Origin of the sequence: Methylobacterium sp., assembly GCF_028290105.1 — a bacterium.
In the GTDB taxonomy this organism is placed as follows: Bacteria; Pseudomonadota; Alphaproteobacteria; order Rhizobiales; family Beijerinckiaceae; genus Methylobacterium.
In genome coordinates, this window is record NZ_JAQGKL010000127.1 from 1 (window position 1) to 13,181 (window position 13,181).

Below are 13,181 nucleotides of genomic sequence, written 5' to 3' on the forward strand. Positions count from 1 at the left end.
CAGCGACGCGGATGCGGCCCGAGAAAGCGGCGGTCTCGTCATAGGGTGAGAGCAGGACGGAAATGAGGTCGCCCAGCAGCGCCGCGGTGCCCTGTTCGCCTGGCAGGGGGCGGACGATGTCGTGCGCGCGGCCGAGTGCGGTCAGGCGGGCGGTGAGCGCATCGGTCATTTCGGCGACCGACGAGGCCGAGCGGCCGGTCATCTGGGTCAGGCCGGTGGCGATGAACAAGAGGTTCTTGACGCGGTGGCTCATCTCGCCGGCGAGCAGTTCCTGTCCCTCCTCGGCCTGTTTGCGCCCAGTGGCGTCGAGGAAGATGCCGAACATCACCGCGCCGACGATGCCGTTGTCGTCGCCCTGGCCCCGCGCCGAGACCCAGCGCACGTCGGTGCCGTGCAGGATGCGAAAATCGGTCTCGTAGGGGCCCAGGATGGCGCGGGTGGCGGAGAAGGCCGCCCGGACCCGGTCCTTGTCGGCCGGATGGATGCGGGAGGAGAGCTCCTCGAAGGTCACGTGCGCGCTCATCGGGATGTCCCAGAGCTCGTGCCCGCGCTTGTCCATCGTGAAGGTGTCGTCGTCGACGTTCCACGACCACAGGGCGACCCCGGCGGCGTCGATGGCCAGGCGCAGGTGCCGGGCCGTCCACGGCGCGCAGGTCGAAGGGTCGTTCTTCATCGCGATCACGTCCTTGGGCCGTCCGGGGGGCAGGCGATGCGTGAAGGCTCGGCCGCACCGGGATCGGCCCGGCCGTCCGGATCGCTCGGCAATCACGGTGCCCCCGAACCCATTGCCCGCGCGGGCCAGGATGCAGGGCGCGCAGGTCGGCGGCGTATGCATAGGTTAGTTTACGGGGAAAAATTCTGTCCGCTCGGCTGGTTTTTCCCAAGTGGTTTTTCCCGAGTGGTTTTTTTCAATGTCAGCGGCTCGACCGTCGCCTGGCCGCCGCGGCGCGTTTGACGGCTCGCCCCAACGTGCGGGAAAGGTCCTCCACCGAGTAAGGCTTGCGCAGGAGCGTGAACCCGTGGGTGCCCTGCTCGGCGAGCACGTGGCTGTAGCCCGAGGTCAGCACCACCGGCAGGCCGGTGTGCCGGTGGCGGACCTCCCGGGCCATGTCGATGCCGTTCATCCCCGGCATGACCACGTCGGAGAAGACGACGTCGAAGCCGGGCGGCGTCCGCAGCACCGCCAGAGCCTCCTCGGCGTTCAGCGCCCTGACCGTCTCGTAGCCGAGTTCCTGCAGCGCCTGGGTGGCGAAACCGCCGACCTCCTCGTTGTCCTCGACCACGAGGACCCGGGTGCCGTGCCCGTCGGCGAGGAGTTCGGGCTCCTCGTCGGATTCCTCCGTCACCAGCATGCCCGCCTCGCGGGGCAGGTAGAGGGTGAAGGTGGTGCCGGCGCCCGGCTCGCTCTCCACCAGCACCTCGCCGCCGGACTGCTTGGCGAAGCCTAAGACCTGCGACAGGCCGAGGCCGGTGCCCTGGCCGACCCCCTTGGTGGTGAAGAACGGCTCGAAGATCCGGTCGAGGTCCTCCTCGGCGATGCCCGTGCCGGTGTCGCGCACCGAGACGGCGACGAAGTCGCCCGCGATGCGCGGATGGGCCCGGACCGCGGGGATCGCGGAGGTGCGGCGCACGCCGATGTCGAGGCGCCCCTCCCCGCTCATCGCGTCCCGGGCGTTGATGGCCATGTTGACCAGCGCGGTGTCGAACTGGCTCGCGTCGGCGTTGATCAGGTACGGGACCTCGCGGCCCTCGCGGTCCTGATAGGAGGCGACCTCGGTGACGACCCGGATGCGGGCGCCGGTGAGCGTGCCGACCATGTCGGCCACCGACGCGACGCTCTGGCCGACGTCGAACACCTCCGGGGTCAGGGCCTGGCGCCGGGCGAAGGACAGGAGCTGCCCCGTGAGCTTGGCGGCGCGCGTCACCGTGTCGGAGATCGCGCCGATGTAGCGCTGGCGGCGCTCCTCCGGAAGGTCCGGACGTTTCAGGAGGTCGGTGGAGGAGCGGATCACGGTCAGCAGGTTGTTGAAGTCGTGGGCGACGCCGCCGGTGCGCTGGCCGACCGCCTCCAGCTTCTGCGACTGGCGCAGTTGCTCCTCCAGGGCCCGCCGCTCGGTGACGTCGCGGCCGGCCGCGTAGAAGTGGTCGCCCTGCGGGATGGCGTTCCAGGAGACCCAGCGAAAGCCGCCGCCCGCCATTTTCATGCGGACGTCGAGGTTGTCGAGGACCTCGCCGGCCCGCAGCTGCTCGAAGGCCGCCACCGCCGCATCCCGGTCTTCCGGGTGGATGTAGTCGCTGAAGGCGGTCCGCACGAGGTCGAATTCGGGCCAGCCCAGCATCTCGGTCCAGGCCGGGTTCACCGAGCGGTAGATGCCGTCGAAGCCGCAGACCACGAGGAGGTCGCGGCTGGCACGCCAGACGAGGTCGCGTTCCGTGGTCCGCTCGCGGGCGGTGTCGCGCAGGACGCCCTCGGCGGTGCGGCGGTCGGTGACGTCGTTGAACAGCAGCGCGACCCGGTGCTGGGCGGGTTCGCCGATGCGCAGGGCCTGGACCTCGAACCAGCGCCCGAGGGCCACGGCGCCGCTCTCGAAGCGGACGGACCGGCCGGTCAGGGCGACGGCGCCGTAGGTGTCGAGCCAGGTCCGCTCGAGGTCGGGGATCAGCTCGCTCACCCAGCGGCCGACCACTTCGCCGAGCCCGGTCTGGCTGGCGAAGGCCCGGTTGGCCTCGACGAAGCGGTAATCGACGGCCCGTCCCACGGCGTCGAAGCGCATCTCGATGACACAGAAGCCGGCGTCGAGGGCGTTGAACAGGGTCCGGTAGCGCGCCTCGCTCTCGGCGAGCATGCCCGTCTCGGTGCGGAACCGGGTCACATCGAGCTGGCTCGCGAAGAAGTAGCGCAGGTGGCCCTCGGCGGTGAAGACGGGGCTGATGTAGAGCTCGTTGCAGAAGGTCGAGCCGTCCCGGCGGTAGTTCAGGATCTCGACGACCACGTCGCGCCGGGCCGCGATGGCGTCGCGGATGCGGGCGATGTCGGCGGGGTCCGTGTCCGCGCCCTGCAGGAAGCGGCAGTTGCGCCCGACGAGTTCGTCGGCGGAGTAGCCGCACAGGTCCTGGAACGCCCGGTTGGCGAACACGATGGGGTTGTCGGGCAGGTTCGGGTCGGTGACGATCTGCGGCATGCGGGTCTTCTCCGCCGCCGTGAACAGCAGGTCGGCATCCGCCGCCGAGGTGCGCTGCCCGCGCTCGGGCACGCGGACATGCGAGGCATTGCGCTCCCGCAGCCGCGCGACCTCCGCCTCGAGCGCGCGGTTCTCACGCCTCAGCTGCTCGATCTCGATGTCCATGTCATGTGATTCCACGGGACGTCATTCGCTTCCATGGGACGGGTCCGCGACCCGCAAGCCTGTGCGCAAACGGCCGGCGGCGCGGTAAGGTCCCGGGTGGACGACAGTCGTGCTATTGGCCGACGACATAGACGATCTCGCCATCCCTTGCCTACCGAGCGCGAAGATTTCCCGAACGCGAAGAATCCGGGCCAATCGATCGCCCGGCCCGCGCCGAAACGGACGATGTTGCGAAAGGACGCCCATGACCGAGATCAGGTTCCAGGCTCGCCGCGTCCTTATCGCGGAGGACGAGTACTTCCTGGCGGATGCGCTGAACCGTGCGTTGCGGGCCGCCGGGGCCGAAACGCTCGGTCCCGTCGCCTCCGTGGCGGGGGGCCTGCGCCTTCTGGACGTCGGCCCGGCACCGGATGCGGCGATCCTCGACCTGGATCTCGGCGGCGAGAGCGCCTTCCCGCTGGCCGACGCGCTGATCGCGCGCGCCGTGCCGTTCGTATTCACGACCGGCTACGACCCGGCGGCGATCCCGCCAGCCTATGCGGCAATCCGCCGGGTGCTGAAACCGGCGGAGCCCGGGGCAGTCCTTGCCGCGTTAGCGACGCTTCTCAAGACTTGAGGCCGATTTTTGGCTGGCATGCGAACTATTTTCTCCGCTCGCGGGCTATGATCTCGCCTGAGAAAATAACGCATGTGAAATAACAATGGTGGATTGCTTCGTATTCATGATGCGCGCACGAAGAGGAACGCATGCCGCATCATCTGATCCGTAAGCTTGAGCAATTCACCAAGCTCTCGCGCGACGACCGGCAGGCGCTGGAGAACGCCGCGGTCAAGCGGCGGACGTTCGCGGAGCATTCCGACATCATCCAGGAGGGCGACAGCCCGAGCCACGTCAACCTGATCCTGGAGGGCTGGGCCTGCCGCTACAAGCAGCTCGACGACGGACGGCGCCAGATCATCTCGTTCTTCGTGCCCGGCGACCTGTGCGACACCCACGTCTACCTCCTGCGCGAGATGGACCATTCCATCGCGGCGCTGACGCCGGTGCGCCTCGCCGAAATCCCGCGCGCGGCCCTCGACCAACTGACGGAGGAGCACCCGCGCGTGATGAAGGCGCTGTGGTGGGACACCCTGGTCTCGGTGGCGATCCAGCGGGAATGGACGGTCAATCTCGGCCAGCGCACCGCCATCGAGCGGCTCGGCCACCTGTTCTGCGAATTGTTCGTGCGCCTGCGCGGGATCGGCCTGACGGACGGGGACAGCTGCCCGCTGCCACTGACCCAGGTGGAGCTGGCGGATGCGATGGGCCTGTCGAACGTGCACATCAACCGGACGCTGCAGGAACTGCGCCGGGCCGGCCTCGTGGTGTTCAAGGGCAAGCGCCTGACGATCCCGGATCTCGCCGCCCTGCAGAAGGCCTCCTTGTTCAACCCGAACTACCTTCACCTCGACCACGAGGGCCGCCACCTCGACGCCAACGAACCGGTGGCGGACTGAGTCGGTTCTGCCTCAGTTGTCTGCCAGGAGGTTTGGCCCGGTCAGGAGCTTCGGCTCAGTCAGGAGTTTCGATGACGATGGGATGGGATCCGACGGGCGAGGCGACGCAGGCTCTCCTGTTGGCCGAGTTGCAGCACCGGGTGCGCAACACCCTGGCGACGACCCGCATGATCGCGCGGCGCTCGGCCGAACTCAGCCCGAGCCTGGAGGAGTACGCCGCCCATCTCGACGGGCGGCTCGCCGCCCTGGCGCGCGTGCAGAACGTCATCGTCCAGAACCCGGCGGCGGGGGTCGATCTCGACCGCCTCGTCACAGACGAACTGACGGCGGCGCATGCCTATCAGGACGGGCGCGCGCAGGTTTCTGGCCCGGAGGTGCGCCTGCACCTGCGGGCGGCCGAGCCGCTGGCCCTGGCGCTCCACGAGTTGACGACGAACGCGCTGAAGTTCGGCGCCCTGGCCGCGCCGTCCGGGCGTCTCGCCGTGACGTGGCAGATCGAGGAACAGACCGCGGGCCCTTGCCTCGTGTTCGAGTGGACCGAGAGCGGCGCCGCCCTCGACCAGGAGACGCCGCGCCACAGGGGCTTCGGTACCGTGGTGCTGGAGGAGATGCTCACGCACAATCTCAGCGCGGAGACGCGCCTCGCTTTTTCACCGGATGGCCTGCGCTTTCGCCTGATCCTGCCCCTGACCGACCGGATTCTGCACGCCGCGTGAGGGGAGCCGTTCCGCCGGTGCGGGCACGCGGGCGGGAAATTTCTCCGGGTTCGTGCGTTCGAAAGAGGACAATCTGGCGGGTAAGCGGGACCACGCCCGCCGCCTCTGGCTGACGCGCGCTTTTTTCGCGTCGAGGACCCGCGCATGTCAGACCTTGAGCAAATCTTGAAGCGCCAGCGGGTCCTTGCCGATTTCGGCGAGTTCACCCTGAGCAGCGACGACATCGACGCGGTGCTCACCGAAGCCTGCCGCCTCGTGGGGGAGGCGCTGGGCACCGGCCGGGCCAAGATCCTGGAGATCCAGAACGATGGCCAATGCCTATTCGTGCGGGCCGGAATCGGTTGGGCTGCGGGCGTCGTCGGCCACCTGCGCCTGCCGATGAACGAGTACTCCTCCGAGACCTTCGCCATCTCGGAGAGCAAGCCGCTCTTCATCCGGGACATCCGCGAGGAGCCGCGCTTCGGGGTTCCGCCCTTCATGAAGGAGGCCGGCGTCATCGCGCTCGCCAACGTGCCGATCCGGCTTCCGGGCGGAAAGGCCTACGGCTTGCTCCAGGTGGACGCCACCGAGCCGCGCGACTTCGGCCCGCAAGACACCGAGTTCCTGCGGACCTATGCGAGCATCCTCGGCCCGGTGATCGACCGCCTGCAGACCGTGCGTACCCTGCGCTTCACGGAGGAGCGCTTCCGGCTCGTGGTCGAGAACGCCCGCGACTACGCGATCTTCACCACCGACGCGCAGGACCGGATCACCGACTGGTACGCGGGCGCCGAGGACGTCTATGGCTGGAGCGCCGAGGAGGCCACCGGGCAGCCGGCCGCCATCATCTTCACGCCGGAAGACCTGATGGTCGGCCAGGATGCGACGGAGATCGGGACGGCCCTTCGGGACGGCTCGGCCCCGAACGTTCGCTGGCACCTGCGCAAGGACGGCACGCGGGTGTTCATCGAGGGGGTGACCACGACGCTGCGCTCCGGCGACGGCACCCTGCGCGGCTTCCTCAAGATCGGCCAGGACGTCACCGAGCGGCGCGAGGCCGACGAGGCCCTGCGCGAGAGCGAGGCCCGCTTCCGGCAATTCGGCGAGGCCTCCTCCGACCTGCTCTGGATCCGGAACGCCGGAACGCTGCAATTCGAGTATGTCAGCCCCGCCTTCGAGGCGATCTACGGCCGCAGCCGCGAGAGCGTCGTGACCGGCGACACCCTGGCGCGCTGGGCCGACCTGATCCATCCCGAGGACCGCGAAGGGACACTGGCGGCCCTGAGGCAGGTCCAGGGCGGGATGCGGGTGACGCACGAGTTCCGGATCGTACGCGCCTCGGACGGCGAGATGCGCTGGATCGAGACCAGCGACTTCCCGCTCCTCGACGACGAGGGCCGGGTGCACAGGATAGCCGGCATCGCCAAGGACATGACCGACCAGAAGGCGGGTGCGGCCCGCCTCACCGTGCTGGTCGACGAGTTGCAGCACCGCAGCCGCAATCTCCTCGGCGTGGTCGCCGCCGTGGCGAGCCGGACGCTGGACGCCGGCGGCAGCGCCACCGAGACCTTCGAGACCCGGCTCAAGGCGCTGAGCCGCGCGCAGGGCCTGCTCAGCCGCTTCGGCAGCGACACCGTCGAGGTCGGCGCCCTGGTGCGGGCGGAACTCGCGGCCCATACCGACGCCGACCCGCCCAAGGTCGTGGTCTCGGGCCCGGACGTTCACCTCACCGCGCGCCAGGTACAGAACTTCGCCCTCGCCCTGCACGAACTGACCACGAACGCGGTCAAGTACGGCGCCCTGAAAGGGGTCGACGGCGAACTGGCCGTGGACTGGACCGTGCAGCGAGACCCGAAGGCGAGACGCTGGCTCTGCCTGACCTGGACCGAGAGCGGGGTCGCGGTGCCCCCCGAGACCGTGACGCGGCGCGGCTACGGGCGCGAACTCATCGAGAACGCCCTCTCCTATGCGTTGCAGGCCCGGACCACGTACGAGCTCGGCCGGGACGGGGTGCGCTGCCGGATCGAATTGCCCCTGGCCTAACGTGCATGAATGCGGAGGCCGGCCCGACCTGCCATGCCGCTGGCTCGCCGCCTCGGATGGGAACCACCATGTCGAATGCTCAGGAGCCGCTGCTGGGTCGCCGGATCCTGCTGGTCGAGGATGAATACGTGATCGCCATGGAGATGGAGCGCTGGCTGCGCGGCGCCGGGGCCGAAGTGATCGGGCCGGTCTCGAACGTGGAGCACGCCCTCGACCGCATCGCCACGGAGGCCAACTCGCTCGACGCCGCGATCCTCGATGTCAATCTCGGGCATGGCGAGCGGGTCTATCCCATCGCCGACCGGCTCGACGCCCTCGGCGTGCCCTACCTGTTCGCGACCGGGGACGTCCGCATCGGCGCGGAGCCGGCGTATGGAAATCGCATTCGTCTGGAAAAACCGATCCTCAGCTTCGAATTGCTCAAGGCCATCGAGGCACTTCTGACCCTCGAACGCGTCATCGACCCGCTGAGTTCGTGATTCCGGACCCGCCGAAACGACCTTCCGCGCCACCCGTCCGCCCGCTGGCGCGCGGTCTTTTTCGGGGTGCGACGCCCCAATGTGAGCCGCGCCGATGTCGGCGTGAAGACCGGAACTGTACGGTACAGCACGAAGCGATAAGCGGGGCCGCTGACTATCATACGTTACTGCGTTGCACCCACTTAGGTTTAAGGTCGATCGATTACCGGCGGGTCTGATACAGGCGCTGGTAGCTGGGAGAGCCGCGCGCTTCCGCCTGCAATGCAAGGCGAAGCTACGATGTATTCGGCTTCCGAAAACCGTTCCATGACCATGCTCATCCGCAAGCTGGAAAGCATCGCCACCCTCTCCGACGAGGAGCATGCGGCCATCCTCGGCCTGCCGACCCGGAGCCGCACGCTCGGACCCGGGCAGGACATTTTTCGCGATGGGGACCGGCCTTCGCAATGCTGCCTCATCCTCGAGGGCTGGGCCTGCCGCTACAAGCTCCTCGACGAGGGCCGCCGGCAGATCTTCTCGTTCCACATCCCCGGCGACATTCCCGACCTGCAGAGCCTGCACCTGCACACCATGGACCACAGCCTCGGCACGCTGACCGAGGCCACCATGGCGTTCATCCCGCACGAGAACGTGCGGACGCTGATCCAGCGTTTTCCGCGCCTCGGTGGGGTCCTGTGGCGGGACACGCTGATCGATGCGGCGATCTTCCGCGAGTGGATGGTCGGCATGGGCCGCAAATCCGCCTATGGCCGGATCGCGCACCTCTTCTGCGAGATGTACCTGAAGCTGGAGGCGGTGGGGCTCGCCGCCGAGCACCGCTACCCGCTGCCGATCACGCAGGTCGAACTCGGCGACGCGCTCGGTCTCTCGAACGTGCACGTGAACCGCGTCTTGCAGGAAATGCGGGCCAAGGGCCTGATCACCCTGCGCAGCAGCACGCTGATCGTGCACGACTGGAACGAGCTGACCCGGTCCTCCGAGTTCGATCCGACCTACCTGCATCTGGCAAAAACGGGCTGACGGATGAGCCTCCATCTCCAGCCCGTGCACGTCGCCACGGGCAGCGACGACATCGAGAGCCAGCTCGTGTTCGCCAACGGCTTCCTCGTGGCGGTCCTGGTGCAGCTCGGCGAACATCACCAAGAGGAGGCCGGCAAGTGGTTTCTGGAGGCCGGCTTCGGGCGGGTCGACCACCCGCATCCCCCCGTCTTCACAGATCTCGACGCGGCGCAGGACTGGATTGCCGCGCAACTCGCCTCGAACCGACCCTGAAAACACCCCTGGTTCGCGGGCTGGCCAGGGCCGGCGTCGCGGTCTAAGGCCGGGCCCGGGCAGCGTTCGGGGAGTGCAAACACATGAAGGTCGCCGTCATGGGGGCGGGCTCGGTGGGGTGCTATTTCGGCGCCCTGCTGGCGCGCGCGGGCACGGACGTCACCCTGATCGGGCGCGCGGGCCATGTGGACGCCGTGCGCGCGAACGGGCTGCTGCTCGAAACCGCTACGCTGCGGACCTTCGTGCCGATGCGGGCGACCACCGAGGCCGAAGGCGTGGCCGGGGCCGACTGCGTCCTGTTCTGCGTGAAGTCCGGCGACACCGAGGCCGTGGGCCGCGCGATGGCTCCGCACCTCTACGCCAACGCAACGGTGCTCAGCCTCCAGAACGGCGTCGACAACCCCGAGCGGCTCCAGGCCGTGATCGGCCGGCCGGTGCTGCCGGTCGCCGTCTACGTCGCCACCGAGATGGCGGGCCCCGGCCACGTGCGCCACCACGGACGCGGCGACCTGGTGATCGGCGAGTCGCCGACGAGCGCTGCCATCGCGGCCCGGTTCAGCGCGGCGGGCATCCCCACCGAGGTCTCGGCCTCGGCCCTCGACGCGCTCTGGGGCAAGCTCGTCATGAACTGCGCCTACAACGCCCTGTCCGCCCTCACCCGGATGCCCTACGGGCGCATGCTCGCCGTGAGCGGGATCGCAGGCGTGATGAGCGACGTGGTCGGCGAATGCGTCGCGGTCGCCGAGGCGTCCGGCATCGCGCTGCCCGACGACATCCTCGCCCGCGTCCTCGACCTCGCCACCACCATGCCGGAGCAGGTCTCCTCCACGGCGCAGGATCTGGCCCGGGGACGTTCCAGCGAGATCGACCACCTCAACGGCTTCATCCTGCGCAAAGGCGAGGCGCTCGGCGTGCCGACCCCGGTGAACCGGGTGCTGCACACCCTGGTCCGCGCCGCCGAGGCGCGCAGCGCCTAGCGCGGCAGAACCTTCGCCTCCTGCAGGCGCGTGATGGCGGCGAGCAAGGCCGCGAGGCTGTCGACGCTCTCGCCGAACCCGGCGCGCCGGATCTTGCCCATGTCGGAGACGAGATCGAAATCGCTGTGGAACACGAAATCGCCGAACCCCCAGCCGACGGCGCGGGCATAGGGCGTGTCGACGAGGCCCTGCTCGGCGACCAGCCGCGCCCAGAGCGGCGCCTTGTCGGACATGTGGGTGGCGAGCTTCATCGGCATCTGCGGCCCTAGCGGCAGATCGAGGGCCTCGGCCACCCGCTCCCAGAGCCGGCGCCAGCGGAAGGGCTCGTGCACGTAATTGAAGGCCTCGCCGCGCGCGGCCTCGGCGGTGGCCGCCCAAAGGCTGGCGCGCGCCAGCGCGTGGGCGTCCGTCACTTGGGCGAACACGCCCTCGTAGACATGGGCCGGCCCCGGAAACCGGAAGGCCGCCCCGCTCGCCCGGCACAGGGCCGCGTAGGCGCCGATCACCATGGCGATGTTCATGGCGTTGCCGGCGGCATCCCCCACGACCACGTCCGGGCGCAGGATCGCGAAGGCGGGGCCCCCGCGCGCGGCGCGCGTTCGCAGTTCGTCTTCCTGCGTGAAGTAGAAGTTCGGCCCGATGTGACGTGGGTTCTCGTCCTCGTAGAACGGCGACGGCACGGGTCCGAGATGGACACCGTAGACCTTCGCGCCCTGGTACAGCACCACCCGCTCCAGGGGTGCGCCCACCGCCTCCAGCCCGTCCAGCAGGTTGCGCAGCATGGCGCCGTTGACGCGGTCTTCCTCGGCCAAGTCCGGCTGCGGCGCCAGGGCGGCGTAGAACAGGTGCGTCGTGTCCGCCGCCGGGGCGAGCGCCGCGCGGATCGCGCCGGCGTCGGTGAGATCGCCCGCGATGGCGTCGGCCGAACCGTGCGGACGGCGCGACAGCGCCCGGGCCCGCCAGCCGGGCCGGCCCCCGAGTTCCTGCATCAGCGCCTTGCCGATGATGCCATTGGCTCCCGCGACCAGGGCTGTGGCGTGCTCGGTCATCGTGATGTCTCGCGTGACGGGTTTGGGCGGCCGTGTGCGGAGCGTGGAGGGTCCGGACAGCGCGGTCTAGTGGTCCACGATGTCGGCCGGGTCCTTCTTCGGCGCGGGTGCCTCGTAGCCGCCGGCCTCCGGTGCTGGCTCCCGCTCCGGAGGCGGCGTGTCAACGGAGGGCGGTATCCGGTTCCGGTCCGATCCCACGGCGCCCTCCCGCTTGCCCATCACTCAGTGACGGGAAGAAGCCCGGGCGCCCGCGGTTCCCTGGCGGCCGATCCGGCTTAACGGACGGGCCGGCAGGCGTCCCGGCCGGCGTAGAGGACGATGTCGCCTTGGCGGGGGTTGTTCAGCGTGAATGGCTGCGTGCCCTCGTAGGGTAGGAAGCCACGCCCGAGTTCGGCCCGGAAGAAGTCGTGCCCGAACTCGATGTAGCAGCGGTCGAGGACCGCCTGGTAGTCGAAGCTCTCCTGCACCGACGGTTGGGCCAGGCCGGCCGGATCACCGCGCAAGCCGGGCAGCCCGCAATAGCCGGCGAGATCCAGCTTGCCCGGGCGCGACAGGCGGATCGCCCGCGATGTGCCGGGCCGGACGGTGAAGGACGGTCCGCCATCCTGCGTGGCGACCAGGACGTACGGCGAGCGATTGTAGACGTGGCGGACGCAATCGGCCGATGCGCCGGACGCTCCGGCGAGTGCGGAAGCCGCGCACAGCGCCCCCCCGAGTAGCAACCGCATCGAACCGCGCATGAACGTCTCCAAAGCCTCGCTGGCACCGAATGCTATGGCACGGTCCCGGGCGAGACCAGCAACGAATTCGATGCCTCGAACCCAGCAACGTTCCACCCGCTCATCGGTGCCCATGGACCGGCGTGACCCTGCGACGGGCAACGGGATCTGATACGACGGGCAGGCGGGACGGACCTCACCTCATGACCGACGCCATCCAGATCCTCGACGCACCGCGCTGCCACCTCGGGGAAGGCCCCTGCTACGACCCGGCGACGGGAACGGGCTGGTGGGTCGACATCCTGGAGCGGCGCCTGTTCGAGGCGCCGCTCACCGGCGGCGGGGCCCGGGTCCACGCCCTGCCCTTCATGGCGAGCGCCGTGACGGCGGTGGACGCGAACCGGAAGCTCCTCGCCGCCGAGGACGGGCTGTATCTGCGCGGAACCGCTGCCGGCGATCTGCTCCTGTTCTGTCCCCTCGAGGCCGACGACGCGGGCACCCGCTCCAACGATGGCCGGGTCCATCCGAGTGGCGCCCTCTGGATCAGCACCATGGGCCGGGCGGCGCAGCCCGGGCGCGGCGCGATCTACCACGTCGCCGGAACCCGGGTGACGCGCCTCTACGCCGGCCTGACCATCCCGAACGCCATCTGCTTCTCCCCCGATGGCGCGACCGGCTACTTCGCCGACACCGATACGGGCCTCCTCAAGCGCGTCCCCCTCGACCCACGCACCGGCTTGCCCACCGGCGAGCCGGCGACGCTCTACGACCATCGCGGCGGCGCGGGCGGGCTCGACGGGGCCGCCGTGGACGCGGAGGGCCGGATCTGGTGCGCGCGCTGGGGCGCCTCCTGCCTCGACGCCTACAACCCGGAGGGCGCGCGGGTGCGCACCGTGCCCGTGCCCGTGACGCGGCCGAGTTGCCCGACCTTCGCGGGCCCCGACCTCGACCGCCTCCTCGTCACCAGCGCCTACGAGGGCATGACGCGCGAGGAGCGCGACGCCGATCCAGAGCACGGGCGGACCTTCCTGGTGCCCCTCGGCGCGCGCGGCCTGCTGGAACGGGCCTTTCGCCTCTCGGCCTGAACCGCCCGTCGGAACGAC

13 protein-coding genes are annotated in these 13,181 nt (G+C 69.5%); 9 read left to right on the forward strand and 4 right to left on the reverse strand.

Going from position 1 to position 13,181, the window contains the following annotated elements; genetic code table 11:
- A partial coding sequence (locus JWQ05_RS09030) for an HWE histidine kinase domain-containing protein (protein ID WP_299657698.1) occupies window positions 1-673 on the reverse strand: 673 nt, incomplete at its 3' end.
- Window positions 674-914: 241 nt separating this feature from the next.
- The gene (locus JWQ05_RS09035) at window positions 915-3,347 is read right to left on the reverse strand and encodes a PAS domain S-box protein (RefSeq protein WP_299657700.1); all 2,433 of its coding nucleotides are present in this window, start codon (window positions 3,345-3,347) and stop codon (window positions 915-917) included.
- A 244-nt stretch (window positions 3,348-3,591) separates the two neighbouring features.
- Between JWQ05_RS09035 and JWQ05_RS09040 the strand changes: the two genes are divergently transcribed.
- The 8 genes from JWQ05_RS09040 to JWQ05_RS09075 all read left to right on the forward strand — a co-directional run bounded on the left by JWQ05_RS09040 (window position 3,592) and on the right by JWQ05_RS09075 (window position 10,310).
- Window positions 3,592-3,963: a response regulator gene (locus JWQ05_RS09040; protein ID WP_299657702.1), complete on the forward strand. Its 372-nt coding sequence runs from the start codon at window positions 3,592-3,594 to the stop codon at window positions 3,961-3,963.
- Window positions 3,964-4,094: 131 nt separating this feature from the next.
- Entirely contained in the window at window positions 4,095-4,844 is a 750-nt protein-coding gene (locus tag JWQ05_RS09045; RefSeq protein WP_299657704.1) for a Crp/Fnr family transcriptional regulator, read from the forward strand.
- 71 nt (window positions 4,845-4,915) lie between these two features.
- Window positions 4,916-5,560, forward strand: a complete 645-nt coding sequence (locus tag JWQ05_RS09050; protein ID WP_299657706.1) for a sensor histidine kinase — start codon at window positions 4,916-4,918, stop codon at window positions 5,558-5,560.
- A 144-nt stretch (window positions 5,561-5,704) separates the two neighbouring features.
- Entirely contained in the window at window positions 5,705-7,582 is a 1,878-nt protein-coding gene (locus tag JWQ05_RS09055; protein WP_299657708.1) for a PAS domain S-box protein, read from the forward strand.
- Between the two features lie 68 nt (window positions 7,583-7,650).
- Window positions 7,651-8,061: a response regulator gene (locus JWQ05_RS09060; protein ID WP_299657710.1), complete on the forward strand. Its 411-nt coding sequence runs from the start codon at window positions 7,651-7,653 to the stop codon at window positions 8,059-8,061.
- A 306-nt stretch (window positions 8,062-8,367) separates the two neighbouring features.
- Window positions 8,368-9,081: a Crp/Fnr family transcriptional regulator gene (locus JWQ05_RS09065; RefSeq protein WP_299657712.1), complete on the forward strand. Its 714-nt coding sequence runs from the start codon at window positions 8,368-8,370 to the stop codon at window positions 9,079-9,081.
- A 3-nt stretch (window positions 9,082-9,084) separates the two neighbouring features.
- Window positions 9,085-9,333: a hypothetical protein gene (locus JWQ05_RS09070; protein ID WP_299657714.1), complete on the forward strand. Its 249-nt coding sequence runs from the start codon at window positions 9,085-9,087 to the stop codon at window positions 9,331-9,333.
- Between the two features lie 83 nt (window positions 9,334-9,416).
- On the forward strand, window positions 9,417-10,310 hold the full coding sequence (locus JWQ05_RS09075) for a 2-dehydropantoate 2-reductase (protein WP_299657716.1): 894 nt from the start codon (window positions 9,417-9,419) through the stop codon (window positions 10,308-10,310).
- Here the strand turns inward: JWQ05_RS09075 and JWQ05_RS09080 are convergent.
- Window positions 10,307-11,359 (reverse strand): SDR family oxidoreductase, encoded by a 1,053-nt coding sequence (locus JWQ05_RS09080; RefSeq protein WP_299657718.1) that lies wholly within the window; start codon window positions 11,357-11,359, stop codon window positions 10,307-10,309. The genes JWQ05_RS09075 and JWQ05_RS09080 overlap by 4 nt on opposite strands.
- Before the next feature lie 275 nt (window positions 11,360-11,634).
- Window positions 11,635-12,099 (reverse strand): hypothetical protein, encoded by a 465-nt coding sequence (locus JWQ05_RS09085; protein WP_299657720.1) that lies wholly within the window; start codon window positions 12,097-12,099, stop codon window positions 11,635-11,637.
- Window positions 12,100-12,281: 182 nt separating this feature from the next.
- Here JWQ05_RS09085 and JWQ05_RS09090 point away from each other — a divergent pair, with 182 nt between their 5' ends.
- Window positions 12,282-13,163 (forward strand): SMP-30/gluconolactonase/LRE family protein, encoded by an 882-nt coding sequence (locus JWQ05_RS09090; RefSeq protein WP_299657722.1) that lies wholly within the window; start codon window positions 12,282-12,284, stop codon window positions 13,161-13,163.
- The last annotated feature ends 18 nt before the right edge of the window (window positions 13,164-13,181 follow it).